At 39.3% G+C, this 26,999-nt stretch carries 25 protein-coding genes, 1 tRNA gene and 1 pseudogene; 21 read left to right on the top strand and 6 right to left on the bottom strand.

What is annotated here, in order from left to right:
• The first annotated feature begins 7 nt into the window (after window positions 1–7).
• The 12 genes from C9E89_RS04185 (at window position 8) to C9E89_RS04240 (ending at window position 11,603) form a co-directional block, all read left to right on the top strand.
• Entirely contained in the window at window positions 8–1,558 is a 1,551-nt protein-coding gene (locus C9E89_RS04185) for an HAL/PAL/TAL family ammonia-lyase (RefSeq protein ID WP_107008334.1), read from the top strand.
• Window positions 1,559–1,561: 3 nt separating this feature from the next.
• The gene (locus C9E89_RS04190; protein ID WP_107008335.1) at window positions 1,562–1,981 is read left to right on the top strand and encodes an acyl-CoA thioesterase; all 420 of its coding nucleotides are present in this window, start codon (window positions 1,562–1,564) and stop codon (window positions 1,979–1,981) included.
• 121 nt (window positions 1,982–2,102) lie between these two features.
• Complete coding sequence (locus C9E89_RS04195) at window positions 2,103–2,699, top strand: LolA family protein (RefSeq protein ID WP_228198980.1); 597 nt, start codon at window positions 2,103–2,105, stop codon at window positions 2,697–2,699.
• A complete protein-coding gene (locus tag C9E89_RS04200) occupies window positions 2,674–4,998 on the top strand; it encodes an MMPL family transporter (RefSeq protein WP_107008336.1) in 2,325 nt (774 codons plus the stop codon). The genes C9E89_RS04195 and C9E89_RS04200 overlap by 26 nt, the downstream gene beginning before the upstream one ends.
• Window positions 4,999–5,017: 19 nt before the next feature.
• Window positions 5,018–6,307, top strand: coding sequence for an NAD(P)/FAD-dependent oxidoreductase (locus C9E89_RS04205; RefSeq protein ID WP_107008337.1), 1,290 nt, complete (start codon window positions 5,018–5,020; stop codon window positions 6,305–6,307).
• The gene (locus tag C9E89_RS04210; RefSeq protein ID WP_107008338.1) at window positions 6,307–6,861 is read left to right on the top strand and encodes a DUF3261 domain-containing protein; all 555 of its coding nucleotides are present in this window, start codon (window positions 6,307–6,309) and stop codon (window positions 6,859–6,861) included. The genes C9E89_RS04205 and C9E89_RS04210 overlap by 1 nt, the downstream gene beginning before the upstream one ends.
• A gap of 8 nt (window positions 6,862–6,869) precedes the next feature.
• On the top strand, window positions 6,870–8,069 hold the full coding sequence (locus C9E89_RS04215) for a beta-ketoacyl-ACP synthase (protein ID WP_107008339.1): 1,200 nt from the start codon (window positions 6,870–6,872) through the stop codon (window positions 8,067–8,069).
• Window positions 8,070–8,074: 5 nt separating this feature from the next.
• Window positions 8,075–8,488, top strand: coding sequence for an ApeP family dehydratase (locus C9E89_RS04220; protein ID WP_378227165.1), 414 nt, complete (start codon window positions 8,075–8,077; stop codon window positions 8,486–8,488).
• A 31-nt stretch (window positions 8,489–8,519) separates the two neighbouring features.
• Window positions 8,520–9,245: a 3-ketoacyl-ACP reductase FabG2 gene (locus C9E89_RS04225; protein ID WP_107008341.1), complete on the top strand. Its 726-nt coding sequence runs from the start codon at window positions 8,520–8,522 to the stop codon at window positions 9,243–9,245.
• Entirely contained in the window at window positions 9,245–10,474 is a 1,230-nt protein-coding gene (locus C9E89_RS04230) for a beta-ketoacyl-ACP synthase (RefSeq protein WP_107008342.1), read from the top strand. Before C9E89_RS04225 ends, C9E89_RS04230 begins: the two co-directional genes overlap by 1 nt.
• Window positions 10,475–10,484: 10 nt before the next feature.
• The gene (locus C9E89_RS04235; RefSeq protein WP_107008343.1) at window positions 10,485–10,919 is read left to right on the top strand and encodes an excinuclease; all 435 of its coding nucleotides are present in this window, start codon (window positions 10,485–10,487) and stop codon (window positions 10,917–10,919) included.
• An 18-nt stretch (window positions 10,920–10,937) separates the two neighbouring features.
• Window positions 10,938–11,603, top strand: coding sequence for a 4'-phosphopantetheinyl transferase family protein (locus C9E89_RS04240; protein ID WP_107008344.1), 666 nt, complete (start codon window positions 10,938–10,940; stop codon window positions 11,601–11,603).
• A 68-nt stretch (window positions 11,604–11,671) separates the two neighbouring features.
• On the opposite strand, the gene secF is transcribed toward C9E89_RS04240, so the two are convergent.
• The 6 genes from secF to queA form a co-directional block, all read right to left on the bottom strand.
• Window positions 11,672–12,655: a protein translocase subunit SecF gene (secF, locus tag C9E89_RS04245; RefSeq protein WP_107008345.1), complete on the bottom strand. Its 984-nt coding sequence runs from the start codon at window positions 12,653–12,655 to the stop codon at window positions 11,672–11,674.
• 7 nt (window positions 12,656–12,662) lie between these two features.
• Window positions 12,663–14,561 carry a protein translocase subunit SecD gene (gene secD, locus C9E89_RS04250; RefSeq protein WP_107008346.1) on the bottom strand — a complete coding sequence of 633 codons (1,899 nt, stop codon included), beginning with the start codon at window positions 14,559–14,561 and terminating at the stop codon, window positions 12,663–12,665.
• A gap of 53 nt (window positions 14,562–14,614) precedes the next feature.
• A complete protein-coding gene (gene yajC, locus C9E89_RS04255) occupies window positions 14,615–14,944 on the bottom strand; it encodes a preprotein translocase subunit YajC (protein ID WP_107008347.1) in 330 nt (109 codons plus the stop codon).
• A 128-nt stretch (window positions 14,945–15,072) separates the two neighbouring features.
• Window positions 15,073–16,203 (bottom strand): tRNA guanosine(34) transglycosylase Tgt, encoded by a 1,131-nt coding sequence (tgt, locus tag C9E89_RS04260; protein ID WP_107008348.1) that lies wholly within the window; start codon window positions 16,201–16,203, stop codon window positions 15,073–15,075.
• A gap of 215 nt (window positions 16,204–16,418) precedes the next feature.
• Entirely contained in the window at window positions 16,419–17,843 is a 1,425-nt protein-coding gene (locus C9E89_RS04265; RefSeq protein WP_171405073.1) for an SMI1/KNR4 family protein, read from the bottom strand.
• A gap of 92 nt (window positions 17,844–17,935) precedes the next feature.
• Window positions 17,936–18,973 (bottom strand): tRNA preQ1(34) S-adenosylmethionine ribosyltransferase-isomerase QueA, encoded by a 1,038-nt coding sequence (gene queA / locus C9E89_RS04270; RefSeq protein ID WP_107008350.1) that lies wholly within the window; start codon window positions 18,971–18,973, stop codon window positions 17,936–17,938.
• A 175-nt stretch (window positions 18,974–19,148) separates the two neighbouring features.
• Between queA and C9E89_RS04275 the strand changes: the two genes are divergently transcribed.
• From C9E89_RS04275 to C9E89_RS04315, 9 genes and pseudogenes are all read left to right on the top strand, one after another.
• Window positions 19,149–19,235 (top strand) — tRNA-Leu (locus tag C9E89_RS04275).
• Between the two features lie 188 nt (window positions 19,236–19,423).
• Window positions 19,424–20,794 (top strand): tyrosine-type recombinase/integrase, encoded by a 1,371-nt coding sequence (locus C9E89_RS04280; RefSeq protein WP_107008351.1) that lies wholly within the window; start codon window positions 19,424–19,426, stop codon window positions 20,792–20,794.
• Between the two features lie 595 nt (window positions 20,795–21,389).
• Window positions 21,390–22,202 carry a hypothetical protein gene (locus C9E89_RS04285; protein ID WP_107008352.1) on the top strand — a complete coding sequence of 271 codons (813 nt, stop codon included), beginning with the start codon at window positions 21,390–21,392 and terminating at the stop codon, window positions 22,200–22,202.
• Window positions 22,203–22,333: 131 nt separating this feature from the next.
• Complete coding sequence (locus C9E89_RS04290) at window positions 22,334–22,570, top strand: transcriptional regulator (protein WP_107008353.1); 237 nt, start codon at window positions 22,334–22,336, stop codon at window positions 22,568–22,570.
• A 14-nt stretch (window positions 22,571–22,584) separates the two neighbouring features.
• A complete protein-coding gene (locus C9E89_RS04295) occupies window positions 22,585–22,902 on the top strand; it encodes a helix-turn-helix transcriptional regulator (protein ID WP_107008354.1) in 318 nt (105 codons plus the stop codon).
• On the top strand, window positions 22,899–23,543 hold the full coding sequence (locus C9E89_RS04300) for a hypothetical protein (RefSeq protein WP_107008355.1): 645 nt from the start codon (window positions 22,899–22,901) through the stop codon (window positions 23,541–23,543). Before C9E89_RS04295 ends, C9E89_RS04300 begins: the two co-directional genes overlap by 4 nt.
• Window positions 23,544–23,551: 8 nt before the next feature.
• Window positions 23,552–23,824 (top strand): annotated as a pseudogene (locus tag C9E89_RS04305) (hypothetical protein); the annotation flags it as partial.
• 300 nt (window positions 23,825–24,124) lie between these two features.
• Complete coding sequence (locus C9E89_RS04310) at window positions 24,125–24,460, top strand: CHC2 zinc finger domain-containing protein (protein ID WP_107008356.1); 336 nt, start codon at window positions 24,125–24,127, stop codon at window positions 24,458–24,460.
• Entirely contained in the window at window positions 24,457–26,994 is a 2,538-nt protein-coding gene (locus tag C9E89_RS04315) for a DUF927 domain-containing protein (protein ID WP_107008357.1), read from the top strand. The genes C9E89_RS04310 and C9E89_RS04315 overlap by 4 nt, the downstream gene beginning before the upstream one ends.
• The last annotated feature ends 5 nt before the right edge of the window (window positions 26,995–26,999 follow it).

Below are 26,999 nucleotides of genomic sequence, written 5' to 3' on the forward strand. Positions count from 1 at the left end.
TAATAAGATGCAAGTTTTAGTGATTGGGGAGCAGGCATTAACAATCGAACAGATTGTGGCTGTGGCGCAGTATCGTTGCCATGTGGCATTGCCTGCAACGGCAGAATGGCGTCAGTTGATTCAACATGGTGCTGATTTTCTGGATCAGTTGCTTGAAGATGAAGGCGTGATTTATGGCGTGACCACAGGTTATGGCGACTCGTGTCTGGTAGAAATTCCAACGCATCAGGTACACGAATTACCCCTGCATTTGTCACGCTTTCATGGCTGTGGTTTGGGGCAAAATCTTGATTTAATCACTGCACGTGCTGTGGTGGTAACACGTTTGTGTTCTTTGGCACGTGGTTATTCAGGTGTGTCTTTGGCATTGTTGGAACGTCTGGTTTGGATGCTCAATGAAAATATTATTCCTGTGATTCCATCTGAAGGTTCTGTCGGGGCAAGTGGTGATTTAACCCCTTTGTCTTATATTGCAGGTGCTTTGGTTGGTGAGCGTGATGTGTATTTGCAGTCACAGCAAAAAATCGTTCCCATTGCAGAAGTCTATGCTGAACAGAAAATTGAGGCTTTGGTACTGCGTCCAAAAGAAGGTTTGGCACTGATGAATGGCACTGCGGTCATGACTGCCATCGCATGCCTGAACTATAAAAAAGCGGAACAGATTTCACTCAGCAGTACCTTGGTCACAGCCATGAATGTCTTGGCTTTAGAGGGCAATCCGAGCCATTTTGATGAAGTTTTATTTGCACAAAAACCGCATCAGGGGCAACAACAGATTGCAGCGCAATTACGCCATTGGTTAAACAGCGAAGTACAGACAGCGCACCAAAGCCCACGTTTACAAGACCGTTATTCACTACGCTGTGCACCGCACGTGATTGGGGTATTTGAAGACTCTAAAGTATGGCTGCGTCAGTTTATTGAAAATGAATTAAATTCAAGCAATGACAATCCTTTGATTGATCCTATCAATTTACGGGTATTACATGGTGGGCATTTTTATGGTGGACACATTGCCCAAGCCATGGACAGTTTAAAAATCATGATCGCTAATATTGCCGATTTAATGGATCGACAGCTTGCACAATTGGTCGATCACAAAATGAACCATGGTTTGCCGCGTAATTTAACAGGTTCAAGCCTTGAACGTTTGCCACTCAATCATGGCTTTAAAGCTGTGCAAATTGGGGTATCTGCATGGACTGCGGAAGCCTTAAAACAAACCGTTGCTGCTTCAATTTTTTCACGTTCGACCGAATGTCACAATCAAGACAAAGTCAGTATGGGCACCATTGCTGCACGTGATGCAAGCCGAGTGATCCTATTGACCGAGCAAGTGATGGCAGCACTCAGTTGTGCCGCAGTACAAGCAATTCAACTCAAAGGGTTGAATACACAATTGGGGCAGGTGTTAACGCAGTTCCAACAGTGGGTGCTTGAAAGCTTCACCTTTGTAGAGGAAGATCGCCCTTTACAACAGGATTTACAGCATTTGGTTGACCGTTTTGAACAGTTTGATTTACTCAATGATCACGATCAACAGTTGAAACGGAGCTGAGTTATGCATGCTGATGTAATCATTGAAATTCCATTTCATGATGTTGATACCATGAACATTGTGTGGCATGGGCACTACATTAAATATTTTGAAATCGCACGTTGTAAATTACTCGATGCATTTGAATATAACTATGTGCAAATGAAACAATCAGGTTATGCATGGCCGGTCATTGAAAGCTATGTACGTTATGTGCAAGGCATCGAGTTTCAACAAAAAATACGTGTGCGTGCCATTTTAAAAGAATGGGAAAATCGTTTGAAAATTGAATATCAGATTTTTGATGCAGACTCAGGCAAGCGTTTGACCAAAGGCTTTACCTCACAGGTTGCCGTTCATATTGAAACGCGTGAAATGTGTTTTCAATCGCCACCTGTCCTGTTTGAACGTTTAAATGCATGGTCGGCTTTTCAGCCTGCTTAGTGTGAATTTAGAGGAAATTGTCATGCAAAATATGAAAGTCGCATCGCAAGCATTGGCGCTACAGCAGACGAAATTTACATCTGCGCTGCTATTGAAGTTGTTGTGGATGTGCTTGTGTGCGATGGTGTTGAGTATGGCATTTTCCACGACAAGTTTTGCGCAAAATACTCAGGTCACACAGATCTTTAAACAATTGTCAGCCACACCAACAGTGCGTGCGAATTTTCAACAGCAAAAGAAATTGGTATCTTTGAATAAAACCTTTGTGTCCAATGGTGAGGTTCTATTTTCCAAACAAAATGGTGTGTTGTGGCAAATTCAACGTCCTGTACAAGCCAACTTGATTGTGACCCCAAAAAAACTGGTACAAAAAACTCAGCGAACCTATAGTCAGATTGAAATTGATAAATCACCCTATGGTTCTGTAGCCACCATGTTTTTACAGTTGATGTCAGGCAATGAAACAGCGCTCAGTAAAAACTTTAATATTGTGTCTGCAAACTATTCGGCAACGCAGTGGAATATCAGCCTGACACCAAAAAGTGGCTTGTTTAAAAAGCTGTTTGATCGTGTCGATGCACAGGGTCAACGCTATGTCGATCGCATTGTGATTACCGAAAAGGGCAATAACATGACGACTATTCAGTTCAGCCAACACACCACTCAACCCGTCCAATTAACGGCGACTGAAGATGCACTTTTCAAACTGGCAAAATAAACTGACCGCACTGTGGTTAACCGTTTTACTGATGGTGGCAGCAAGTCTTGTCACGGCATGGCTGAAACAGGATATTCATGTTCAGACCAATATTTTTGCGCTGCTACCCAAAGAACATCAGGATCCACGACTGGAAAAGACGCAGGACTATGTCAGTCAGCAACTGAACAATCAAGTCTTTTTGGTGGTGGATGCAGACAGCAATCAGCGTTTGGCACAAGCCACTCAATTGCTTCGGCAGCACATGGCTGCATCGACCTTGTGGCAACCGTTAAAACCGCAGTTGGATACAGAAAAATTTGCTCAGGTGCTCTATCAGCATCATGCTGGGCTATTGAGTCTGGATGATATTCAATTACTGAAAAATCAGGATTATACGGGATTGACAGAGCAGTCTCTGTTACAGGTGATGAGTCCGGGCATGCCCTTAAGTGCTGAATTATTCCAAAAAGATCCCTTATTGTTATTTCCACGTTTTGCTGTCGGTTTATCCAGTCAAAATAATCATCAAAATATTGAAATGGAACAGGGCTTTGCCACCATTCATGATGAAAAAGGCAGTTCACGATTTTTTAGCCTGAATTTGACAGAAAGTCCTTATAACATTGACTATCAACAGCGTACAGCCGAATGGATGCAACAGCTGGATGCTGACCTGAAAAAAATAGGTGTGCAAAGCCATTGGACAGGTACCTTATTATTCACCGCTTTTGGAACTCAGTCTGCGGAAAAGGAAATCTCAACCATTGGGCTTGGCTCAAGTCTAGGCGTTTTGTTATTGGTGTGGTTTGGTTTTCGCTCATTGCGTCCTATGCTGACCGAATTTATTGCTGTCAGTAGTGGGAGTTTGGTGGCATTTGCAGTTACACATTGGTTATTTGGTGAAATCCATCTGATGACCTTGGTATTTGGTGCCAGTCTGGTCGGTGTATGTGTCGATTTTTCGTTTTATTTTATGGCATTGCAATCACAGCATCGACAGGTGGATGGTTTTAAGGTTCTAAAACCTGTGCTACCAAGCTTATTTATGGGTTTAATGACCACCTTGGTGGCTTATGTGTTTTTGACCTTTACACCATTTCCGGGCTTTAAGCAGATTGCGGTTTTCTCCATTGTGGGGTTAAGTGCTGCATGGATCACCAGTATTTTGCTATTGCCCCGTTTAAAGGCACTCAATGCACAGCCTGCAATTGATACCTTGCGCTTTATTGGGCGTGCACGAGACTTTATGCTTAGTCACAATACCTTGCGTTTTGGCATGGTTGCGGTGATTGCGCTTGTGTCCATGAGTAGTCTTTATTTTCTAAAAAGTAATGATGATATTCGTAATCTGCAAAGTATGGATCAACGGCTGAAACAAGAAGATCAATATGTACGGCAACGCTTTGGACAGCAGCAAAGCAGTGATTATTTTGTGGTGCATGGACAAAATCAGCAGCAATTGGAGCAACAGGAACAGCAACTCCTTGCCCAGCTACAGATATTACAAGTACAGGGAAAATTGCAAAGTATTCAAGCCATTGGACAGTCGATTCCTTCCATGCAGACACAGCATGAAAATATTCAGTTGCTACATCAGATTCCTGTCAGTGCGCTGACAGATTATGCAGCAGCCATGCAGTTAAATCTTCAGGATGTATTGAAATGGCAACAACAACTTGCCATGCAAAAACCATTAACATTGGCCGATTTTTCGCAACACCCATTGGCATTTTTACAGCCAAATGCCCATGAACGCTTGGTGATGGTTCAAGGTACAATTCCAGCGCAACAACTGAAATTGTTGGAAAATAGTCAGGTTCATTTTGTTCAGCCAGTTCAGCGTTTATCGCAACTGTTTCAGCAACATCGGATTCAGGCGCAGTATTTATTGCTGTATGCCTTGCTTGCGCTGAGTATTGGCTTAGCCTTGATTTATGGTTTGAAGTCAGTTGTTGCTTTGGTTTTACCGGTCAGTCTGGCATTGCTCAGTACCTTTGCAGTACAAGCATGGCTTGGTGTAGAAATCAATTTGTTCAGTATTATGGGCACATTCTTGATTATTGGGATCGGGGTGGATTATGCGATTTTTTATCGACATGGGCATGATCATCCGCATGTAGTAGGTATGGCATTATTTTTATGTATGATGTCGACTTTATTGGGATTTGGATTATTGTCCTTTAGTCAAACCTATGCCATTCACTGTTTTGGTCTCACGGTTTTATTGGGTGTTATTTTTTCATTCATTTATGCAACGCTTTTAACTAAAGCAGATCATCAATATAATATTATTTTAAAAAATCAGCAAGATAGCTGAAGAAATTAGGGGGAATTCAATGCAATATACAGATATATTAATTATTGGTGCTGGACCATCAGGAAGCTCAGCCGCTGCATTATTACGTCAAAAAGGCTATGCTGTTACGATTATTGAAAAACAATATTTTCCTCGTTTTACGATAGGAGAATCTTTACTCCCCCAATCTATGGTTTTTTTAGAGGAAGCAGGATTACTCGATTGTATTAAAAATCATGTAGATGAATATGCATTTCAATTTAAAAATGGCGCAGCTTTTTTAAAAGGTCAACAGCGTAGTTTTTATGATTTTACTGAAAAATTTAGTGATGGACCGGGCACAACTTGGCAAGTAAGACGCGCGCATTTTGACCATTTGTTGGCGAAACAAGCTGAGCAATATGGTGCAGAAGTTCGTTTTGGGCATGAGGTGATTGCAGTTGATGTCGAGTCAAAACATCCGATTTTAACAGTTAAAAATGAACACGCTGAACAGTATCAGATTCAAGCCAAGTTTTTACTCGATGCCAGTGGTTTTGGTCGTATTTTACCTAAATTTTTAGATCTTGAAAGTCCATCAAATTTCCCTGTACGTCGTGCTGTATTTACACACATTGAAGATGGTATTTTGGATGATCCTGATTTTGATCGTGAAAAGATTTTAATCACCGTACATGAAAAAGACCCACGTGCTTGGTATTGGCTGATTCCATTTGCCGATGGTCGTGCATCATTTGGTGTAGTTGCAGAGCAAAATTTTTTTGATCATTATCAAATTGATGATACAAGCCCTGAAACTTTACAAGCAACTTTTGCACGTATTTTAGCGGATGATCCTGCTTTATCACATGTATTAAGAAATAAAAAGTTTGATACACCTGTACGAACTTTGGTTGGCTATTCTGCTAACGTAAAGCATTTGGCGGGTCAAAATTATGCGTTATTGGGCAATGCTGGTGAGTTTTTAGATCCTGTATTTTCTTCAGGAGTGACGATTGCTTTAAAATCATCGAGTTTGGCTGTACCTTTGATTGAGCGTGTCATTCAAGGAGCATCAGTAGATTGGATGAAAGAGTATGAACAGCCTTTACGTAAAGGGATTAAAGTCTTTCGTGCTTATGTTGAGTCTTGGTATGAAGGTGAATTTCAGGATGTGGTATTTTCTAAAAACCAAAATGATAAAATTCGTCGTATGATCGCATCGCTTTTAGCAGGCTATGCATGGGATGATCAGAATCCGATTCATAAAAATGCGAAGCAACGTTTAAGCACTTTAGCCGAATACTGTCGTGAAGGTCAGTCACAAACGGTTGTAGTTGGAATTAAGTAATGCTAAATCAATGGACAAAATATGCTTTTATTCTCTTGTTAATGTTGAATTTAAGCGCATGTCAGCAGATGTTACCTAAAGCACAGGGCTTAGTCGGTTCGCAATGGTCTGCACAGCAGTATCAACGTCAAGATCAGGTTGAAGTGCAATGGAAAGAACATAGCTTTAGCTTCTTGTTATATCAACAACAGCAAGACCAAAACTTAGATGTGCTAGCATTAAGCCTTACAGGACAGCAATTATTTAAGTTACATTTTGATGGGCAAAAAGTGACTGTAGAGCAACGTATTGAGCAAATGAAATTATTACCTTTTGATTTTTTAATGCGAGATATTTTATTTGCGACTTATCCTGATTTTATTCAGCATCCTCCTGAAAAAGTAAGTATCAAGTCAGGACAACAAGGTGAAATTCAGACACAAGACGTTGAAATTAACCAACAAAAAGTATTAACCATACAGCGAAGTACTGCTTATATTGAACTGAATAACTTGCAAGTTCCTTACCAAATGGTATTCAGCACTGTACCCAATACGCTGGAAAATAATGAGTAAAAATCAAAATGCCTGAAATGATTGATTTAAAAAATCCTACGGTTGGTATTCAGTTAAGTGCGGCTTTATCTGCTTTAGGTGCAAATGCAGAACAACTACAGCATGCATTGACTCACACAGAAAATACACTCAGTTTAAGTTCAGATTTTATTGCTGAAAAAAAAGTGTGGGTCGGGGCTTGTTCAGTACCTTTACTGGTGCATGTACCTGAAATTTTAAAAACAGTTGAAACTCGAAATTTACGTTTTGCTTTAACCGCTCTGCAACAGATTGAAGCTGAACTTAAAGCTTATGTTGCACAGATCCCCGTAAAACGTTTAGCAATTATTATTGGTACATCAACTTCAGGAATTGCAGATAATGAAGACCAGCTTCAGGGCTATATGCAAGGGCATACAACTGCTCAAGTGATACAGAAAAAACAAGAAATGGACTGTTTAGCCAAAGCATTGCAAATTTATTTAGGTTGGGAAGGTATTGCTTATACGATTTCTACAGCTTGTTCATCCAGTGCAAAAGCTTTAGCAGCAGGACAACGTTTACTCAATGCTGGATTAGCAGATGTGGTTTTAGTTGGTGGTGTCGATACATTATGTAAGCTTACATTAAATGGTTTTAATAGCCTTGAAAGTTTATCTCAAGGTATTTGTCAGCCTTGTGGGCAACAACGAGATGGTATCAATATTGGTGAGGCAGCCGCTTTATTTTTATTATCAAAACAAACAGCGCCAACCTTGTTGATATCAGCTGGAGAGTCTATGGATGCGTGGCATATTTCAGCACCACATCCTGAAGGGCAAGGTGCAGCCAAAGCCATGCAAGCTGCTTTGGATTTAGCACAGCTAAAAGCACAAGATATCGGTTATTTAAATCTGCATGGCACAGCAACCCCACAGAATGATGCTATGGAAATTAAAGCTGTACAGCAGGTATTTCAAAACTATCCTGTGCCTTTGAGTAGTACCAAACATAAAACAGGACATTGTTTAGGTGCAGCAGGTGCCATAGAAGCATTTATTTGTCAGCAAATATTAAAAGCACAAACATGGTTGCCTTTACATCAAGCGAGTCTTTTAGATGCAGAATTAGACACACAAAACTATGTAGAGCATGCTGAATTATCTCATAAAATTCATTATGTAATGTCCAATTCATTTGCCTTTGGAGGCAGTAATATCAGCTTGATTTTTGGAACATCATCAACATGACAGCTATGCAAGCAATACCTGCCATTCATGTCATTCCACATGAAAAACCCATGGTTTTTATTGATCATGTCGTAACGATCGGTGAGCAATTTGTTGTTGCAGAACTTAAAATATCGCCTGAACTGATGTTTTGCGAAGCTCAAGGGCTACCCACATGGACCAGTATTGAGTTGATGGCACAAACCATTAGTGCCTATGCAGGTATGCAAGGTCAACAATCAGGTCAGGCACCCAAAATTGGCTTTTTATTGGGAACACGCAAATTACAGTTGCCGATTGCTTATTTTGAAATGGGTCAAATCGTCACAATCCGTGCAGAACGACAGTATCTACATGAAGGATTGGGACAATTTGCCTGTGAAATTCTTTATCAGCAGCATACAATTTCAGCCATGCTGAGTGTCTATGAGCCTGAATAACAACAGCAAATTTAAAAATTAGGATGTAAATGTGACAAAAAGAATTTTGGTAACGGGGTCAAGTCGAGGTATTGGAAAAGCCATTGCTTTACAATTGGCGGCAGCGGGTTTTGATGTGACTGTACATGCACGTTCCAAGCGGGCAGAAGCAGAACAGGTGGCAGCACAAATTCAGGCATTGGGTCAACGCAGTCATGTATTGCTCTTTGATGTGACTGAACGTGAAAATGTACAACAACAACTCGAACAGGATGTTGCTGAACATGGTGCATTTTATGGTGTAGTTCTCAATGCAGGCTTAACCCATGACGCTGCATTTCCAGCCTTGACTGACAATGATTGGGATGAGGTGATCTCCACTTCACTTGATGGTTTTTATAATGTTTTAAAACCGTTAATTATGCCTATGATTCGTCTGAAAAAAGGCGGGCGCATTGTGACAATGTCTTCTGTTTCTGGTGTGATGGGCAACCGTGGGCAGGTGAACTACAGTGCTGCTAAAGCGGGACTCATTGGTGCGACCAAAGCATTGGCACTGGAATTGGCAAAACGTAAAATTACCGTCAACTGTGTTGCGCCCGGCTTGATTGAAACAGAAATGGTCAGTGAAGAAGTGCAGGAACATGCACTGAAAATGATCCCTATGCAGCGCATGGGGCAAGTCGAGGAAGTGGCAAAAGTGGTTAAATTTCTGTGCAGTGATGATGCCAGTTATATCACCCGACAAGTCATTTCAGTCAATGGAGGTTTGATCTGATGAAACGTGTCGTGGTGACAGGAATGGCAGGTATTACCTCATTAGGTGAGACAGCAGACTCTATTTTTGAACAGTTTGCGGCAGCAAAAAGTGGCATTCGCTACATGCCTGAATGGGAAATATTTACCGATTTACGCTGCAAGATTGCAGGACCTGTGGAGTCTTTTGAAGTTCCAAAACACTTTAACCGCAAAGTGACACGTGGCATGGGGCGTGTCGCTCTAATGTCCGTGATCTGTGCAGAAAAAGCCTTGATGGATGCCAATTTGCTACACGATCCGATTTTACAAAGCGGTGATACAGGTGTGGCATTTGGCTCATCTGCGGGCAGTGTTGATGCGGTCGCTGAGTTTGGTTCCATGTTGTTGGAAAATAACATGAACAAAATGAATGCAACCACCTATATACGCATGATGTCACATACCAGCGCAGTCAATATGACTGTGTATTTCGGTTTAAAAGGGCTGACATTGCCAACATCAAGTGCTTGTACTTCAGGCTCTATGGCCATAGGGCAAGCCTATGAAGCCATTAAATATGGCAAGCAAAAGGTCATGCTGGCAGGCGGAGCAGAAGAGTTGAGTGCAGCAGGCTGTGCAGTTTTTGATGTATTGCTTGCCACCAGTGGTATGAATGATCAAGCTGAAAAATCACCACGTCCCTTTGACCAAAAACGAGATGGTTTAGTCGTGGGTGAGGGTGCGGGCTGTTTAATTTTAGAAGAATATGAACATGCCAAAGCACGTGGCGCCACCATATATGCGGAAATTATCAGTTATGGCAGCAATACCGATGGGCAGCATGTGACCCGTCCTGACTCAGAGATGATGGGGCGTTGTATACAATTGGCATTGAAGGATGCCAATATTGATGCTGATCAGATTGATTATGTTAACGCGCATGGAACTTCAACAGATCAGGGTGATATTGCTGAAACACAGGCAACTGCACGTGTGTTGGGGCATAAGCCAATCAGTTCGCTGAAAAGTTATTTTGGACATACATTAGGGGCTTGTGGTGCAATTGAAGCATGGCTAAGCTTAGAAATGATGCAAAGACAGCAATTTATTCCAACATTAAATTTAGAAAATATTGATCCACTTTGTGGAGATTTAGATTATATTGTGGGGAAAGCTCGAACAATAAATGCCGAAATATTGATGAGTAATAATTTCGCTTTTGGAGGTATTAATACTTCCATTATTTTCAAAAAAATAGATCACAAATAAGGGTAACCACATGTCTATTAAAAATATCTGTATCGCTTTAGCATTAGGTGTGAGTGGCATTGCTTCTGTACAAGCAGCTGATACAATACATCAATTTAATTTTAAAGAGGCTGTCGATCGTGCAGTTGCTGATGGTGTCTTAGATGGCACTGTAAAATTTTATTTGGCAGGCACTCAAGCAGGAGGACAGGTCTTACAAAAAGGTTTGGTGACCAATAAAAAGACCAATGGATTTGGTAAAACAGCAGAAAATGCCTGTGATCATGTTTTACGTTCAGCATTGATTCAATTTGAAAAAACTGCAAAATCTCGTGGTGCAAATGCAGTGACAAATATTACAAGTTTCTATAAATCGAATGAAACACGTAGCACAACAACGTATGATTGTGCGAAGGGAACTGCTGTAGCAGGTGTTGCGTTGAAAGGTGACATCACTAAATTCTAATTTTTATTTGATATGAGTATGATTGAGCCAGTGAAAAACAGAACAATTCAAATCCACGTTCAGCCATTGGCTCAATTTATTGAAGGTACTCAAACAGACTTTACTTCTTTGCCAGAATTTAATTACTATAAAAAAAATAAAATTTATCAACAACGTAATCAATATCTTTCCGATTTTATAAAACAGCCCATTCAAGATACAGATATTGTAAAAACGGAATTTGGTAAACCCCATTTAGTGCACTTTAAACATGTCGCTTTTAATCATTCCCATAGTCAAAATCATTATGCTTTAGCAATTTCTCAGCAAATACAAGATATTGGTGTAGATATTGAAGATTTAAAGCGGAAAGTACGTTTTGATGCATTGGCAAAGCATGCTTTTCATCAAGATGAATATCAGAAATGGCAAGATTTAGACGGTGATATCGAATATTGGTTTAAGGTATGGACAACCAAAGAGGCGGTATTAAAAGCATCAGGTTTAGGCATTCGTTTAAGTTTAAATGAGTTAAATACTCATGCTCATCCTTTAGAAAATGGTGGAATGTGTTCACATCCATTGATTGGTGTTTTTGCCTATCAAAACTTTCAGTTAGCACAGAGTATGTTAAGTATTGCTTGGCGTTCAGAATACTCTTGTAAAGGTTTTGCATTTCCAATGATTGATATTATTCAGCATTAATTTTTTCTTTTTTTCAATTGAGCAATAAAAAAGCCCATCCGAAGATGAGCCATTTTCAAAACTTTGTATTAGTGGGGAATTTGTTCTTCATCTTCAAATTCAGGTTTAACTTGAACAACAAAGTCCTGACGGCTCAGACCGCGCCATAAAGCGAAGGCTGTACCAATATAGATAGAAGAATATGTACCTACAAATACACCAATGAACATTGCAACAGAGAACCAATGTAAACCATCACCGCCTAAGAACATCATTGCCATAACAACAAGCAAAAGCGTCATAGAGGTATGGATGGTACGACGTAGTGTTTCCGTCAATGCAGAGTTCACAACTTCAAGTGGTGTTGCACCACGAATCTTACGGAAGTTTTCACGAATACGGTCTGAAACAACAATGTTATCGTTGAGTGAGAAACCAATTAACGCAAGAATTGCCGCGAGAACTGTTAAGTCAAACGGCCACTGCATCATGGCAAAAATACCCACGGTCACAATAACATCATGAAGTAAAGATAAAACTGCACCCAGTGCGAGTTTAAACTCAAAACGAATAGTGACATAAACGAGCATGAGCAGCATTGCGAGCGCAACAGCACCCGCAGAGCGGATATAAAGCTCATTACCGACTTGACCACCAACAGAGTCAACTTTATGTACTTTAGCTGGGTTATCTGGTAACTGTACTGCTTTAGTTAATGCATTATTAAGATCTTCAACATTAATGTCTTGTACTGGCATACGTACAATTAAATCTTTGTTAGAACCTAAAGTTTGCACAACCGCATCTTTAAAGCCTGCTTTATCTAATGTTTTGATTACATCAGTAGTTTTTGCTTCATGTTGATAGTTAAGTTCAGCAGAAACTCCACCCGTAAAGTCCAAACCTAAATTTAGACCTTTGGTGACAATAAAGAAAATACTGGCAATGGTGAGAATGATCGAAAGGATTGCTGCAGGTTTTGCAATCTTCATAAAGTTGATGATTTTTTCATCATCAGGGCGACCATACTTTTTGGCTTTTTGCTCTTGAGGTTGAGTCACATCAGTCATCATAGATCTCCTATATGCTCAACTTTTTCAAGTTGCGTTTTTTACCATAAATGATCTGTACGATAGCGCGAGTAACTGTAATCGCAGTAAACATTGAGCAAACAATACCAATCATCAATGTCACAGCGAAGCCTTTAATCGGACCTGTACCAATCGCAAATAAGATAAATGCAACCAAAAAGGTGGTTAAGTTGGAGTCAAAGATTGTGTTATAAGCACGATCATAACCTGCCACAATCGCCTGTTTAGGGGAGGCGCCCCATCGCATTTCTTCTCGTATTCGTTCACAAATCAGAACGTTCGCATCGACTGCCATCCCGATGGTGATGACGATACCCGCAATACCAGGTAAAGTGAGCGAAGCACCAATCCAAGACATCACTGTTAAGAGCATTGCAAGGTTAATCACTAATGCTAAATCTGCAATAACACCAAAGACACGGAAGAATACAACCATCCAAATTGCGACAAGAATGAAACCAACTTGAGTTGAAAGTACACCTTTATCAATGTTTTCTTGACCAAGGCTTGGACCCACAACACGTTCTTCAACAAAGTACATTGGGGCAGCTAAAGCACCTGCACGTAACATCAAGGCAAGTTCAGCCGCTTCTTGTGGTGAATCTAGACCTGTAATACGGAACTGAGCACCTAGCACAGCTTGAATCGTTGCTGCGTTGATGACGACAGATTCGGTAAATGGCGTACGAACTTCTGTTTGAACACCTGTAGTTGGGTCGGTTATATATTCAATTTTTTGTTTATTTTCAATAAACAATACCGCCATACGTTTACCAACAGCATTACGTGTCGCATCTGCCATGAGCTTACCACCAGCGTTGTCTAAAGTAATATTTACTTCAGCTCCGCCAGTATCTTGGCTAAAACCACTCGATGCATTTTGAACACGTTCACCTGTTAAAATACGGTTACGGTTTAATAATAACTGTTTGCCACTGTCTAAAGTTTCATAAGCAAATAGCTCTGTTCCTGGTGGAACAGGTTGACCATTAGACTGACCATAAGGTGTTACATATTGATCATTCAAATCAGAAACTAAGCGGAATTCTAAGTTAGCAGTACGCCCCAAAACACGTTTTGCTTCGGCTGTATCTTGTACACCAGGCAATTCCACAACAATACGATTACTACCTTGGCTTTGTACTAAAGCTTCAGCTACACCTAACTCATTGATACGGTTACGTAAAGTGGTCAAGTTTTGATTTAAAGCATAAGACTGAATCTCTTGCTTTGTTGTATCATTATAGGTGAGTTTTAAAGTAGAACCTGTATCGGTTGCAAGTGCTTGCTGAGTATATTTATTGCCATCACGACGTAGAAAATCCATAGCAGCAGCACGATCATCATTATTTGCAAATAACAAAGTAATCGTATTGTTGTTTAGCGTTAAGCTATTGAATTTAATTTTTTGCTCACGTAAATCACGACGTAAATCTGTTGCTGAGGTTTCCATACGTTGTGCAATTGCTTTGTCCATATCTACTTCAAGTAGAAAATGAACACCACCACGTAAGTCCAGACCTAGTTTCATTGGCTTAGCACCAATTTTTTGTAACCATTCTGGTGTGGTTGGCGCAAGGTTTAATGCAACAACATAATTATCACCTAAACCTTTGCGTAAAGCTTCTTGTGCTTTAAGTTGGGCATCAGATGAACTTACACGCAACAATGCAGCATTGTTGGTAAAAGTATTATCATGAGTGGCAATATTGTCACTTTTTAATATTTGCTCTGCTTTTTGTATGACAGACTGATCAATCTGAGTACCAGCCTTGGCACCAGAAATTTGAACAGCAGGCTCATCAGGATACAAACTTGGCAGTGCGTATAATGTACTGACCACGAGAACAACGAGGATCAGTAGATATTTCCATGCAGGGTAACGCATTCGCTTTCTTCTTAAAATGAAAAAGTCGTGCGAGGAGCACGACTGCTTTATGATTAAAGGTTATTTAATGTGCCTTCAGGAAGTACTGAAATGACACTAGCACGTTGTATTTTTACTTCATTACCGCGATTTAGCTCAATAACAGCAAAGTCACCTTCAAGTTTGATGACACGTCCCATTAGACCGCCAGCAAAAACAACTTCACTACCAACGCCTAAACTGTCAATCAGTGTACGGTGTTCTTTGGCACGTTTAGCTTGAGGACGCCAGATGAGAAAATAGAAGATTGCAACAAAAACAGCAATCATCAATAAGTTAGCCATCATGCTTGGACCTTGTGCAGGTGCCTCAGCTGCATGAGCAGCAGAAATAAATAAACTCATTTTAGTTTCCTAAAGTTAAATAACTGGTGTCAAAAACATGACATTTAAATTGACTTGTTCTGCAATTTACCTTGTCTTGTGGTTCAGCGCAAATCCTGTTGAATGAAAAAACATTCCTATTTTAGTGATTAGTCTTCTGGACAAGGTGGAACGTCTAAACCACGGCGTTGATAGAAATCTGTTACGAATTCATCAAAAGTGCCATTGTCTAAAGCATCACGAATATCTTGGGTAAAACGTTGGTAATAGCGTAAATTGTGAATCGTACCTAACATTGAACCGAGCATTTCACCACATTTTTCTAAATGGAATAAATAAGCACGAGTAAAATTGCTACATGTGTAACAATCACAATGTGGGTCGAGTGGACTTTGGTCATGGCGATATTTTGCGTTACGAATACGCACCAAACCATCAGTCACAAAATAATGCCCATTACGTGCATTACGGGTTGGCATAACGCAGTCAAACATATCAACACCACGACGAATGGCTTCAACGATATCTTCAGGTTTACCAACGCCCATCAAGTAACGTGGCTTATCTTCTGGCATTTTTGCAGGCAAATAATCCAAGACTTTAATCATTTCTTCTTTTGGTTCACCAACAGATAGACCGCCAATGGCAAAACCATCAAAATCAATTTCTTTCAAACCATTGAGTGATTCTTCACGCAGGTCTTCGTACATTCCACCTTGAATAATGCCAAATAATGCATTTTTATTTTTTAATACGTCATGGTGCTGAGTTTTACAACGTTTCGCCCAACGTAATGAAAGTTGTAATGATTTTTGTGCTTCTTCATGTGTTGCAGGGTAGGGCGTACATTCGTCAAAAATCATCACGATGTCTGAGTTCAATGTATGTTGAATATCCATTGAAATTTCAGGTGATAAAAAGACTTTTGAACCGTCGATAGGCGAGCGGAAAGTAACACCTTCTTCTTTAATTTTACGCATTGCGCCTAAACTAAAGACTTGGAAGCCACCTGAGTCAGTGAGAATAGGTTTTCCCCATTTCATAAACTCATGCAAGCCACCATGCTCACGAATGACATCTAAGCCCGGACGTAAGTAAAGATGAAAAGTATTGCCCAAAATAATCTGAGCTTGAATATCTTCAATATCACGCGGTAGCATACCTTTCACTGTACCGTATGTACCTACAGGCATAAATACAGGCGTTTCAACCACACCGTGCTCTAAGGTTAAACGACCACGACGAGCACGTCCCGACTGACCTAATCTTTCAAATTTCATAAATGACCTAAATCTGGCGAAAAAACAGTTCGCTGATTGATTGTTGCAAAAGGTGACTATTTTCCCATGTTTTTATGGTGAATTGCTAGTCATCATAAAGACTAAATATGAATTGAAAATGAAGGCAATCAACGGCCTTGATCAAAGCTGAATGACAGCAAGCGCACTTGCTGTATTTTAGAGGATGCGTTTAGTAAATTGATGAGTTTGAAAAATTATGGATTAAATTCAAATGTCTCTGGGTTTATATGCTGAATAGAATCATGATTTAAGTTGTATTCTTTGAGTACATTGCTGATATTACTGCTGATATAGACCAAATCATCGGTGTCAGCCGAATAATAACGAAGACCATTTTCATCAGGTTCAATGTCTTGATAGGGAAATTTTACAACTAAAGCTTGTAATTTTTTCAAAATAGCACGTGTTTTTAAACCTTGCATGGCTTGTAAAACTTGAATGAGTAGAGAAGGTTCATTACTGTCTAAACCATGTAAAAACTCAGTCTCATAGGGTTTTTTATCATTTAAAAAAGAAAAGGTGTAAAAAGTACTTTTCCTTATTTCAAAATCAGGATGCTGTACAAATGGTTTTAGCTGCTGAAATTGCTGTTGTTCATCTTTTTGTAAAATGTAGCATGCAAAGCGAAAAGTTTCTTCATCCTGAACATGAGGCAGATATTCATAAATGCGTGAAATCCAATGTGGTAGGTCTTCTTCAATATACCAATGAATCAGTTTAACCGCAGTATTGAGTTGGGTTTTGAGTAACTCTTCCAAATAAGGCACAGCACGTTGAGCATCATGCTTTGAAACTAAAGACAAAATCATGATTTGATTTTCATTATTTTCATCAGGACAATATGCTAAAAGCTGTTGCAATGTATCTTGAGTTAAACTTTTCTTGAAATTTAAACCTTCTAAAATTTGATACTTCAACTGATGGTCTTGTGTATTTTTATATCTTTGCATTAAATCGGATTCTGTTCCTCCCATTTGATAGCCAAACCACGCATGCGTATTTTGTAAATTGCCATCAATGACCTCATCTAACCAACGCTCATACCAGTCTAAAAAATGAGCTTCATCGCTAAATTTTGGTTTGTCATGATCAATGCTTATATTGACCACTTTGCCTGTATATATCCCATTGAGAATAAGGGCATGAGAATAACCACAGCCTTGAGAACCAATCACAAATAAACCACCAAAAATTTTGGCTTCTTGCTGCTCATACTCATAATCACTTAAATTTTCTGCATATAATTCTTGGATTTGAGCTTGCCATATTTCATGGGGGGTATCGGGTGTGAGCAAGGTTGGATTGGTCAGTAACGCTTGGTCAAAATCATTAGAAAATAACTGATATTGTTCCCCAAAAGGGTAGATCCCATAAAAAGGACCTGCCGCAGAATTTGAAAAAGATTCACCTGCATGACCAATTTCAGTTAAAAAAAGCTTATATTCAATTGGAAGTTGAATGCCATGTTGTTGTTCAAAATCAATAATTTTTTGCATGGGAATGGGCGCATTCAATTGATATTGATGTGCATCAGCACCAAAGACTTCTAAATCTGGATCGGCATGTTGAGCAGCGATTAATTTTGTTTTTATACGTTGAATTTGTGTTTGATAAGGCATCATTGTTATAAATGGGTGTGATTGAAAAAATCACACCCATTCTAAAGTTAAAATTTAAAAGTACGCAAGCATGAGCTGCAAAATTTAACCAATTAAATGGCAGCTTTTTCAATCAACATCGCATCACCATAACTAAAGAAACGATATTTACTTGCAACAGCATGCTGATAAGCATTGAGAATATTTTCTTTATTTGAAAGTGCAGAAACTAACATCAGCAAAGTCGATTCTGGTAAATGGAAATTTGTAATTAAACGATCAACTGCACAAAACTGATAACCTGGATAAATAAAAATTTGTGTATCACCTGTCCAAGCGCCAATTTTTCCGCCACACGCTTGTGCAGCACTTTCAATTGCCCGTGTCGCAGTTGTACCAATCGCAATCACTTTATTGCCACGCGCTCGTGTTTCTTGAATCATTTGAGCAGCATGTTCTGACACTTCGCACCATTCACTGTGCATAATGTGATTTTCAATATCTGTGGTACGCACAGGTAAAAATGTTCCTGCGCCGACATGTAAAGTCACAAAGGTTTTTTGAATGCCTTTTTGTGCTAACTTTTCTAATAAATTTTGATCAAAATGCAAACTTGCTGTTGGCGCAGCGACACTTGCCAGTTTTGTTGGATCATTAAATACAGTTTGATAGCGCTCAGTGTCAATTGCTTCAGCCTCACGATTAAAATAAGGTGGAATAGGTAACTGACCATATAAATCTAAAACTTGTAAAATTGGTTGAGAAAATTCAACAACAAATAAGTTTTCATGTCGACCTGTGACAGTCACTTTGACTTCATCTTTTCCAATAAATAGTTCTGCACCTGCTTTTGGTGAATTACTGGCTTTGATATGACAATGCGCTGTTGTTTGATCAAAGATACGTTCAACCAAAATTTCAACAGCACCTCCAGTTGCACGTTTGCCTTTTAATCGTGCTTTCATCACTTTGGTGTCATTTAACACCATTAAGTCACCTTCTTCAAAGAGATCAAGAATGTCTGCGAAATGGTGATCTTGATATGTGCCATCAGCATTTAAATGAAGTAAGCGAGATGCGCTACGAGTTTCTAATGGATAGCGTGCAATAAGTTCATCAGGGAGATCAAATTTAAAGTCAGAGAGTTGCATAAGTACAATAAAATATAGGCAGTAAAACTGGATGTAGTATAGTCTTTTTTAAAATAAATCGTTCGGATTGAGTTTTTTTTAATCTAAAAAAATAAAAATGAATTAAAAATATACAAATAAAAAGCTTGTCGATTGACAACATTCAGAAAAACGCTATTATAGCCACACAACCTTTCCCGAGGTGGTGAAATTGGTAGACGCGGTGGATTCAAAATCCACTATCAGAGATGATGTGTCGGTTCGAGTCCGACCCTCGGGACCACAGATATAAAATTATATGCCAACATACAGCATATAAGCTTCGAAAGCCCTGATAATTCAGGGCTTTGTTGTTTTTAAATGCTGAAACATACAAACATATACCACTATACAGCGTAAAATAATAAGGATACATTTGAGGATATATCCACTGCGGTCAACTTCCGTATCCTCATTCGGAGTGAAATCCTTATGGCTAAACAGATTAAGCCACTTTCTTCTACTCAATGTGATAGCGCAAAACCTAAAGAAAAAGATTACAGCTTGTATGATGGGCAAGGGTTGATTTTATTCGTCCGTAAAAATGGCTCGAAAGTTTGGCGATTCAAATATAAAAGACCTAATGGTAAAGATGGATTAATGACATTGGGCAACTACCCAGCCCTTACGTTAAAAGAAGCTCGGGAACGTAGAGCCATTTATTTAAATCAATTAGCCAATAATGTTGACCCCATAAATCAAATAAAAATTGAAGAAGCCAAAAATAGTGATGAGTTTAGCTTTGAACGAATTGCACGAGATTGGCATGAAGCTTATGTGGCGACTGGTAAGTGGAATCAAGCCACGGCAAGAAAAGCCCTAAGCAATTTCGAAATGTACGTTTTCCCTGTTATTGGTAGTAAACAGATAGACACGATTAAAACCCGAGATTTATATAGCGTCCTGAGTAAAATTGAGGAAAAGGGCTATTTAGAAATCGTGAGTAAAACACGCCAAAGATTTTCAGGCATTTTCGCCTATGCCATCACTAAGGGTTATATCGACCTTAGCCCAGCCGTGGCATTGAGTGATGCAATTACGATTACAAGAAAGACAAAGCACTATCCTAAATTGCCATTGGTACGATTGCCTGAATTTTTCAGCCGTTTAAGGAATGACGGAGGCAACCCAATTACCAAGCTGTGCTTAGAATTTGCCTTGCATACTTTTGCCCGATCTAGTGAGCTACGATTTGCACGCTGGAATGAGTTTGATTTTGATAAAAAGATATGGACCATACCGCCCACTAGGGAATTGATTACAGGATATAAAGATTCTCACAGAGGCGCAAAGATGAAAGAAAAGCATCTTATCCCTTTATCCCCGCAAGCATTGAAACTCATTAAAGAAACACAGGTTTATAGCGGTATTTCCTTAAATGTATTTCCTAATAGCGTAGATATGGGTGGTTTTCTGAGTGAAAACACAGTCAATGACATGATTAGGCGTATGGGTTACAGCACCCAAGATGATGTATGTATTCATGGCTTTAGGGGCATGGCATGTGGTGCATTGATTGAAAGCACTTTATTTACTGAGGATGCCGTAGAGAAGCAAATGAGTCATCAAGAACGAAATGGCGTTAGATTGGCTTATATGCACCATGCTGAATTTATGGAAGAACGCAGAATGATGCTTTGTTGGTGGAGTGATTACCTAGAAGCCAACCAAGAGAAATTTATTAGCCCGATGGAGTTTAGCCTTTCATTGATGGAGCAGGCAAAGCAGGGCGTAATTAACATTAAATATGCGAAGTTGATTAAGCTTAAATTGGCTGAAATGACAAATTCTTTCATTGCTTAATTAGGCGTAAATGGCATACGCAAAAACAGCCTTTAAATTGTGAATTTTGCCAAAACTCTAATTCTTATGTTTTACGGATATGGTGTTTTTTTGAGTGTTACAGGTGTTACTAGGTTACATTATTGTTTTATAAGGAATTAATTATAAATAGCTGTAACACTTTTTATTTAATAGGTTACACATTTGTTTTTATTGAATTATTTTAAATTTTAAAACCTTTTTTTTGTGGCTGTAACCTACTTTTAAACAGGATTTTACGTCATAAAATGAATGTTTTTCATTACATAAATTACTGTTTTATAAGTGTTAAATTTAAAATCTAGGCTGTAACCACTTTTGTAACCTATTTTTTGCTGAATTTTGCATATGGTGAATGGATTACATAATGGGGAATTGCCAGCCATATGAGTGCTGGAAAGTCTGAATACTTGGATGGAGGCTTATTTTATTGACCCAAATGACAACCTTTAAAACAGTCCTTTGTATCTTGGATAGGCAAGATGAATGATTTAATTTTTTGTGGAATGTATCTAATATATGCCACTATATCGAAACTAATTTATTATTTTTATTGATAAAACAGGCGGTAAGACTGATGAATTTTCAAGAAAGGGAAGACCAAAACAATTTTATTGAAAGTTTACCTGATGGGTTGTGGTTGTATTTATTACAGTTATGTAGAACAACATTGGATTTTTATTCATCAAAAAAGCCTGAATATAACACTGATAGCGATGTTGGCTTTTTTTTGGATTTATTAAAAGGTAAAGAAAAAAGTATTGATGAGTTTAGAGATAAATTTAAGGTTTATATTGAAAATAATGGTGGAAAATTTAAAGAATTAACGCTATTTCCTGAATATTTTCATCCTAGAGATAAAAAAATAAATAATTTTGAAGCTGATAAGATTAGAACAACCTTGTATTTTGAAAAAGATAAAACAAAGCGAGCTGAATTAATTGAGGAATTAAACAAAATAAAAGAAGAAGATAATCCAAATTATCAAACCTTAACTAAAATTGAAGAAGCTGAACATTGTCTATTTTGGGCTATTCAGTCATGTAGATTTGAATTTAAAAATGATAATTTGACAGATTTTTTAGGTTTACCAAAAGCAACTCTTCTTTATGGTTATGCTTGTGGATTATTGGGATTGGATATATTTGGTACTTATTACAAGCTTAACGAAGAAAGTAGCAAAGGTGGAAAAATAAAAGCTCAAAATGACAGAGAAAGAAAAGACCCTATTTATAAGAAGTTAGAACAACATTGGGATAAGGATGGTTGGACTAATCAGAAAAAGAAATATGCTCGTTTTGCTGAGTGGGCAATCCATAGTGAGGAAAATGGCTGCCTAGGATATGAAGCAATAAGGAAATACATGAGTAAATATGATAAAGCAAAGTAAATCAAAAAAAGGTTTATGCTAGCAGAATCCCAAAATTGCTAGCATTGAAAAAGGTTGTACTAGCATACAATATTTTGATCATCATAAATCAATAACAAAATAGCCTCATAAACCGATATGAGGGCTTATAAATGCAAATTCATGCTTTACCTACTCATGCACAACCGCTACGAGTATCTCAAAAAACCACTTGTCAAATGTTAGACCTCACTGCCGAGGGACTACGCAAACTTATAGCTAAAGACCCAACATTCCCTAAGCCTTACAAAGCTGGAACTACACGCCAAGCCCCTGTTTATTTTGATTATGCGGAATTGGTGCAATGGCATAACAGCCAAAAACAAACCAATACGATGCAATCGGCTTAATCGGGAGAATTGTCATGTATGAATCAAATCAGCCAATTCAAAACCAACACGGTACAGGGTGTTATTACCGTATGAAAGATCTTGCCAACATTCCCGAACGCCCAGCACGTATCCATCAATATAAGTCAGGCATTAACAAGGGCAAAACCCGAGTAATTGGCGAACGTAGAGCCAGTAAAGGTCTAATTGGTGTATCTGAAAAAACACTATGGGAGTGGGTGCGTAAAGGTGAATTTCCACAGCCATTGAAACTTAGCCCAACTATCACCGTATGGCGTGCGACAGATATAGCTGAATGGATGAAATCCAAAGAAACTGAGGCTAAATCATGAAAAATGAAACGCCAAAAGAAATTAAATACAGTCATATCAATATCGGAGATAAATTTCAGGCACAAGCCTATATTTATTTAACAAAGGCTATTTCACACATTGCCAGTATTGGGAGGAAATCTGAATTTTGTTGGTTGGTCAGTTATAAAGCCTTGCCTGATGAATCCCACTCTGCCTTTGCGCACCAAGAGTACGCTGTGTTTAATCCTGAGTTAAATTATATTCAAGATGGTTTTATTTTTTCTAATGGAAAGCAGATAGCCATAGAAATAACGGCTTATGTACCTATCTATAATGCAGAAACTCTAATCGATTGGCGTAACAATCAAGGGTTTCACCAACTTGAAAAAGCTCTTATTTTGCCATTAGGGGTGATTAAAACTGTCATCAACTATGCTGAGCTTGCACAAGACCGCCATGATTATATTCACTTAGGGCATACGCTAAATAAAAATCCGCAGCATAACAGCCCTTGTATTGGTGTGGATGGTTGTTTGTTCAACTTAATCACCCATAGCATGCGAGCAGATGCACGGAAATATCATATTCAAGGGCAAGACAGCATTGCTTTACATTTAAGAGCCATCAAACGATTAAATCAAGCGGTAAAAGCCCATGCAGAAAATGGAGGGCTTTTTTAATGCTTACCATGCCATTACTGCAAAATCACATTGCAAACAACAGTAAAGCTTTATATCCTAAATATGCCCAACAAAAAGCAGTTGGGTTAGCTTTGGTCGGCTATTTTGTAAAAGGCGCACAGTCCGCTTATCGGGCTTTTTTTGTGCGTACTATCTCTATGCGTTCGCATTTTATGGTGAGGCTGGAGAGGGACACGTTTACGTGTGCAGGTTTCCTTTTACGCCTGTCGACCAACCCTTTTCAGCTTTGCCACCCTCATTTGGTCGTGAATGGTAAAGCTCCAAAAAAATGTAAAAGGAGCGCATTAAACATGCCTAATCAAAAAACAATTTTAGAAGATCATTCAATAGATTTATCTGACTTGGCAACTCAAGCCAAAGGCAATATTGCCCACCTTGCTTTTTTATTTGATGAAGTACAAGAGCGTATTTATCAACTCAAAAGCCATATTAAAAATGGTTACTCCCTAAAGCTTGAACATTTTGATGAACTGGACAAACTCATGAATATTTCTATTGAGCTAGCCCATGTTTATGAAACCCGCTTTCGTGATTTAGAAAAAGAATACGAGGGCGAATAAATGAAAAAAGCGCACCCTACGCTAGGGAAATACCGAAACACCAATACCGATAAGCCAAAGAAATTTGGCTTAAATCGGGCATTACTTCCTGATCCTATCGAATATTTAACCGCTAGAGGCTACGCCGTCAAAGGTCGTGGCGAATGGCGAGAAATGATTTGTCCTTTTCATAATGACAGTACCCCAAGCCTACGCATAAACAGCCGTAAAGGTTGCTTTAAGTGTATGGCTTGTGAAGCCAAAGGTGGTGATTTGATTGCATTTCACCAGTTGCTAACAGGCAAGTCTTTTATTGAAGCATGTAAAGACTTGGGTGCATGGGAGAATGACAAATGACTGAATTTTTAGATTATCAGGAAGTCCAGGAACAAGCTTTTATCCATGCTCAAAAGTTGGCGGAACGGGAGGTTAAAAACGGCTATCAGTTTGAGTACCTATTCAGCTATACCGATGGTCACGGCATGCCAGTGTATTGGAAAGTGAGAGCCAAAAACTACCATACTGGTGATAAATGGATACGTGTATTCTCAAGTGGTGAACGTGGTTTTAAGTTTGGTGATCCTGATTTCAATGAGCTGTATCCAATTGGCCAAGGTAAAAAGCCGTTGTATGCCCTTGAGCAGGTATTAAATCTTGCTGAAAAACAGCCGATTTATATCGTTGAAGGTGAGCAGAAAGCTGATTTTCTTAATTCAATGGGTTTAATAGCGACAACATGCGGAGGCAGTGGCAATACGGATAAAACCGACATAAAACCATTGGCCAAGCATGACATTGTGATATGGGCAGATAACGACAAGGCAGGGACCAAGTTTTTTAATGAAATTGCTCAGCAACTCGATGTATTGGGTTGTGATATTCGATATATCGTCTTGGATGGGCTTAATTTGCCTGAAAAAGGCGATGTAATGGATTGGGCAGACCTACGCAAACAACAAGGGTTAAACACGACAGCAAGCGATATTACAGCGTTAATCACAGCACAGTATCAGCCACCATCACCAAGCGATAATTTACCTGATGGCATGCTTGCAGAGCCAATGGAATGGGAAAACGGCAGTTTTGAGGTACACGATAAAGGCGTGTTCTACATCGAGAAGCTAAAAAATGGTGAATATCGGGAACGCTTTATCTCCAGCCCAATTTTAGTAACAGCTAAAACGAGGGATAACACCAGTAATAACTGGGGGCGTTTATTGCAGTGGCAAGATGATGCTTTTATTCACCATAACTGGGCTGTACCGAATGAGCTATTTCAGGGTGATGGAACCGAGTCACGAAAAGCCCTATCCAATCAAGGCGTGATCATTACCCCTGACCGCAGAGGCAGAGAGCTTTTTCAAATCTATTTAATGAGCTATCCAGTCGATAAATTTGCCTTATGTGTGGATAGTGTCGGATGGCATGGTCATCGTTATGTATTGCCGACTGAAACCTATAGCAATCCAGCCACTAAACATGACGAGGTTATTGTCTATCAGCGTACAGATGGGCTAGATAACCGCTTTCAATTCAAAGGTGAGCTAGAAACGTGGAAAAATGGCGTAAGTTTATTGCTAGAAAGTCATTCAAAGCTGGTATTTAGTGTGGCGTGTGCCTTTGCTGGGCAATTACTTGAACCATTAAACCAGCAAGGTGGTGGCTTCCATATTAATGGCACATCATCAAAAGGCAAAAGTACTGCTATTTATCTCGCTTGTAGTGTATGGGGACACCCGAAAGAGTACTACCGTACTTGGCGATCTACAGGCAATGCCCTAGAGCAAACCGCCTTTATGCACAATGATGGCTTCTTAGTGCTGGATGAGATTGGCGAAGCCAGTGCTAAAGATATTGGGCAAACCGTGTATATGCTTGCCAATGGTCAAGGTAAGGCACGTATGGCAAGAACAGCGATAACCAAAGCCCCACAGCAATGGCGTGTCTTATTCTTATCCAGTGGCGAAAAGACCTTTAAAGAGATTCTGAACGAAATAGGGCAAACGGCTAAACTTGGGCAAGAAATCCGATTACCTGAAATTAGCTTAGACGCTTGCGAGTATGGTGTATTTGATCTTGTGGACTTTGCCCCTGATGCTTCACAGCAAGCCAATATGCTGTATGAAAATTCAATCAATGCTTATGGTGTGGCTGGTAAAGCATGGCTTGAATATTTGACCAATGATAAGGGGCAAATTACTGAAACAGCCTTAAAAATGTATCAGCAGTTTAAAGCCAAAATTACCCCAGACAATGCACAAGGGCACATTGCCCGAGTAGCTTCACGTTTTGCCGTTGTCGCCGTGGCTGGCGAGCTGGCAACACAAGCCAATATTACAGGCTGGAAAAAGGGCAGGGCTTTAGAAGCTGTAATCAGCGTATTTAAGACATGGTTAAATAGCTTTGAAATGGTCGGGGACTTTGAAGATCGGCAGATACTCCAGCAAGTCAGAGCATTTTTTGAGGCGAACGGAAATAGCCGTTTTGATACCTTAATTGAGGGCAATAAGCGTGCAAGCTATGGCAATTCAGATCATGCCGATGATGCAAATACCGATACCAAGAGCTTTAGAGAAAAAACCATGTATCGAGTGGGCTATAAAGTGGTAAATGCCCAACAGCGTGAAACCTTGCGTTATTTGTTCTTTAAAGAGCAATTTAAACAGGAACTTTGCACAGGTTTTGACCCTAAGAAAGTAGCGAAGGTGCTTAAAAAACATGGCTGGTTAGACTGTGCTAATGGCAAAACCACCAAACAGGAACGTACTCCCGAAAGTAAAAATCCAGTTTGGCTATATGTGTTCAACACTTCAATGTTTAGCTATGACATTGAGAAAGCCACCAATCCATATACGGATGACGTAAACACAGGCACAACCATAGATATTTAACTCAA

Origin of the sequence: Acinetobacter sichuanensis (assembly GCF_003024515.2) — a bacterium.
Taxonomy (GTDB): Bacteria; Pseudomonadota; Gammaproteobacteria; order Pseudomonadales; family Moraxellaceae; genus Acinetobacter; species Acinetobacter sichuanensis.

Excerpts from the sequence above, each read along its gene's own strand:
- C9E89_RS04185 (WP_107008334.1), top strand. The coding sequence starts at position 8 with ATGCAAGTTTTAGTGATTGGGGAGCAGGCATTAACAATCGAACAGATT.
- yajC (WP_107008347.1), bottom strand. The coding sequence starts at position 14,944 with ATGAGTTTATTTATTTCTGCTGCTCATGCAGCTGAGGCACCTGCACAA.
- C9E89_RS04295 (WP_107008354.1), top strand. The coding sequence starts at position 22,585 with ATGTATGAATCAAATCAGCCAATTCAAAACCAACACGGTACAGGGTGT.
- C9E89_RS04310 (WP_107008356.1), top strand. The coding sequence starts at position 24,125 with ATGAAAAAAGCGCACCCTACGCTAGGGAAATACCGAAACACCAATACC.
- C9E89_RS04205 (WP_107008337.1), top strand. The coding sequence starts at position 5,018 with ATGCAATATACAGATATATTAATTATTGGTGCTGGACCATCAGGAAGC.
- C9E89_RS04195 (WP_228198980.1), top strand. The coding sequence starts at position 2,103 with ATGGTGTTGAGTATGGCATTTTCCACGACAAGTTTTGCGCAAAATACT.
- C9E89_RS04235 (WP_107008343.1), top strand. The coding sequence starts at position 10,485 with ATGTCTATTAAAAATATCTGTATCGCTTTAGCATTAGGTGTGAGTGGC.
- C9E89_RS04315 (WP_107008357.1), top strand. The coding sequence starts at position 24,457 with ATGACTGAATTTTTAGATTATCAGGAAGTCCAGGAACAAGCTTTTATC.
- C9E89_RS04215 (WP_107008339.1), top strand. The coding sequence starts at position 6,870 with ATGCCTGAAATGATTGATTTAAAAAATCCTACGGTTGGTATTCAGTTA.
- C9E89_RS04265 (WP_171405073.1), bottom strand. The coding sequence starts at position 17,843 with ATGCCTTATCAAACACAAATTCAACGTATAAAAACAAAATTAATCGCT.
- C9E89_RS04285 (WP_107008352.1), top strand. The coding sequence starts at position 21,390 with ATGAATTTTCAAGAAAGGGAAGACCAAAACAATTTTATTGAAAGTTTA.
- C9E89_RS04240 (WP_107008344.1), top strand. The coding sequence starts at position 10,938 with ATGATTGAGCCAGTGAAAAACAGAACAATTCAAATCCACGTTCAGCCA.
- C9E89_RS04290 (WP_107008353.1), top strand. The coding sequence starts at position 22,334 with ATGCAAATTCATGCTTTACCTACTCATGCACAACCGCTACGAGTATCT.
- queA (WP_107008350.1), bottom strand. The coding sequence starts at position 18,973 with ATGCAACTCTCTGACTTTAAATTTGATCTCCCTGATGAACTTATTGCA.
- tgt (WP_107008348.1), bottom strand. The coding sequence starts at position 16,203 with ATGAAATTTGAAAGATTAGGTCAGTCGGGACGTGCTCGTCGTGGTCGT.
- secD (WP_107008346.1), bottom strand. The coding sequence starts at position 14,561 with ATGCGTTACCCTGCATGGAAATATCTACTGATCCTCGTTGTTCTCGTG.
- C9E89_RS04280 (WP_107008351.1), top strand. The coding sequence starts at position 19,424 with ATGGCTAAACAGATTAAGCCACTTTCTTCTACTCAATGTGATAGCGCA.
- secF (WP_107008345.1), bottom strand. The coding sequence starts at position 12,655 with ATGATGACTGATGTGACTCAACCTCAAGAGCAAAAAGCCAAAAAGTAT.
- C9E89_RS04210 (WP_107008338.1), top strand. The coding sequence starts at position 6,307 with ATGCTAAATCAATGGACAAAATATGCTTTTATTCTCTTGTTAATGTTG.
- C9E89_RS04200 (WP_107008336.1), top strand. The coding sequence starts at position 2,674 with ATGCACTTTTCAAACTGGCAAAATAAACTGACCGCACTGTGGTTAACC.
- C9E89_RS04190 (WP_107008335.1), top strand. The coding sequence starts at position 1,562 with ATGCATGCTGATGTAATCATTGAAATTCCATTTCATGATGTTGATACC.
- C9E89_RS04230 (WP_107008342.1), top strand. The coding sequence starts at position 9,245 with ATGAAACGTGTCGTGGTGACAGGAATGGCAGGTATTACCTCATTAGGT.
- C9E89_RS04220 (WP_378227165.1), top strand. The coding sequence starts at position 8,075 with ATGCAAGCAATACCTGCCATTCATGTCATTCCACATGAAAAACCCATG.
- C9E89_RS04300 (WP_107008355.1), top strand. The coding sequence starts at position 22,899 with ATGAAAAATGAAACGCCAAAAGAAATTAAATACAGTCATATCAATATC.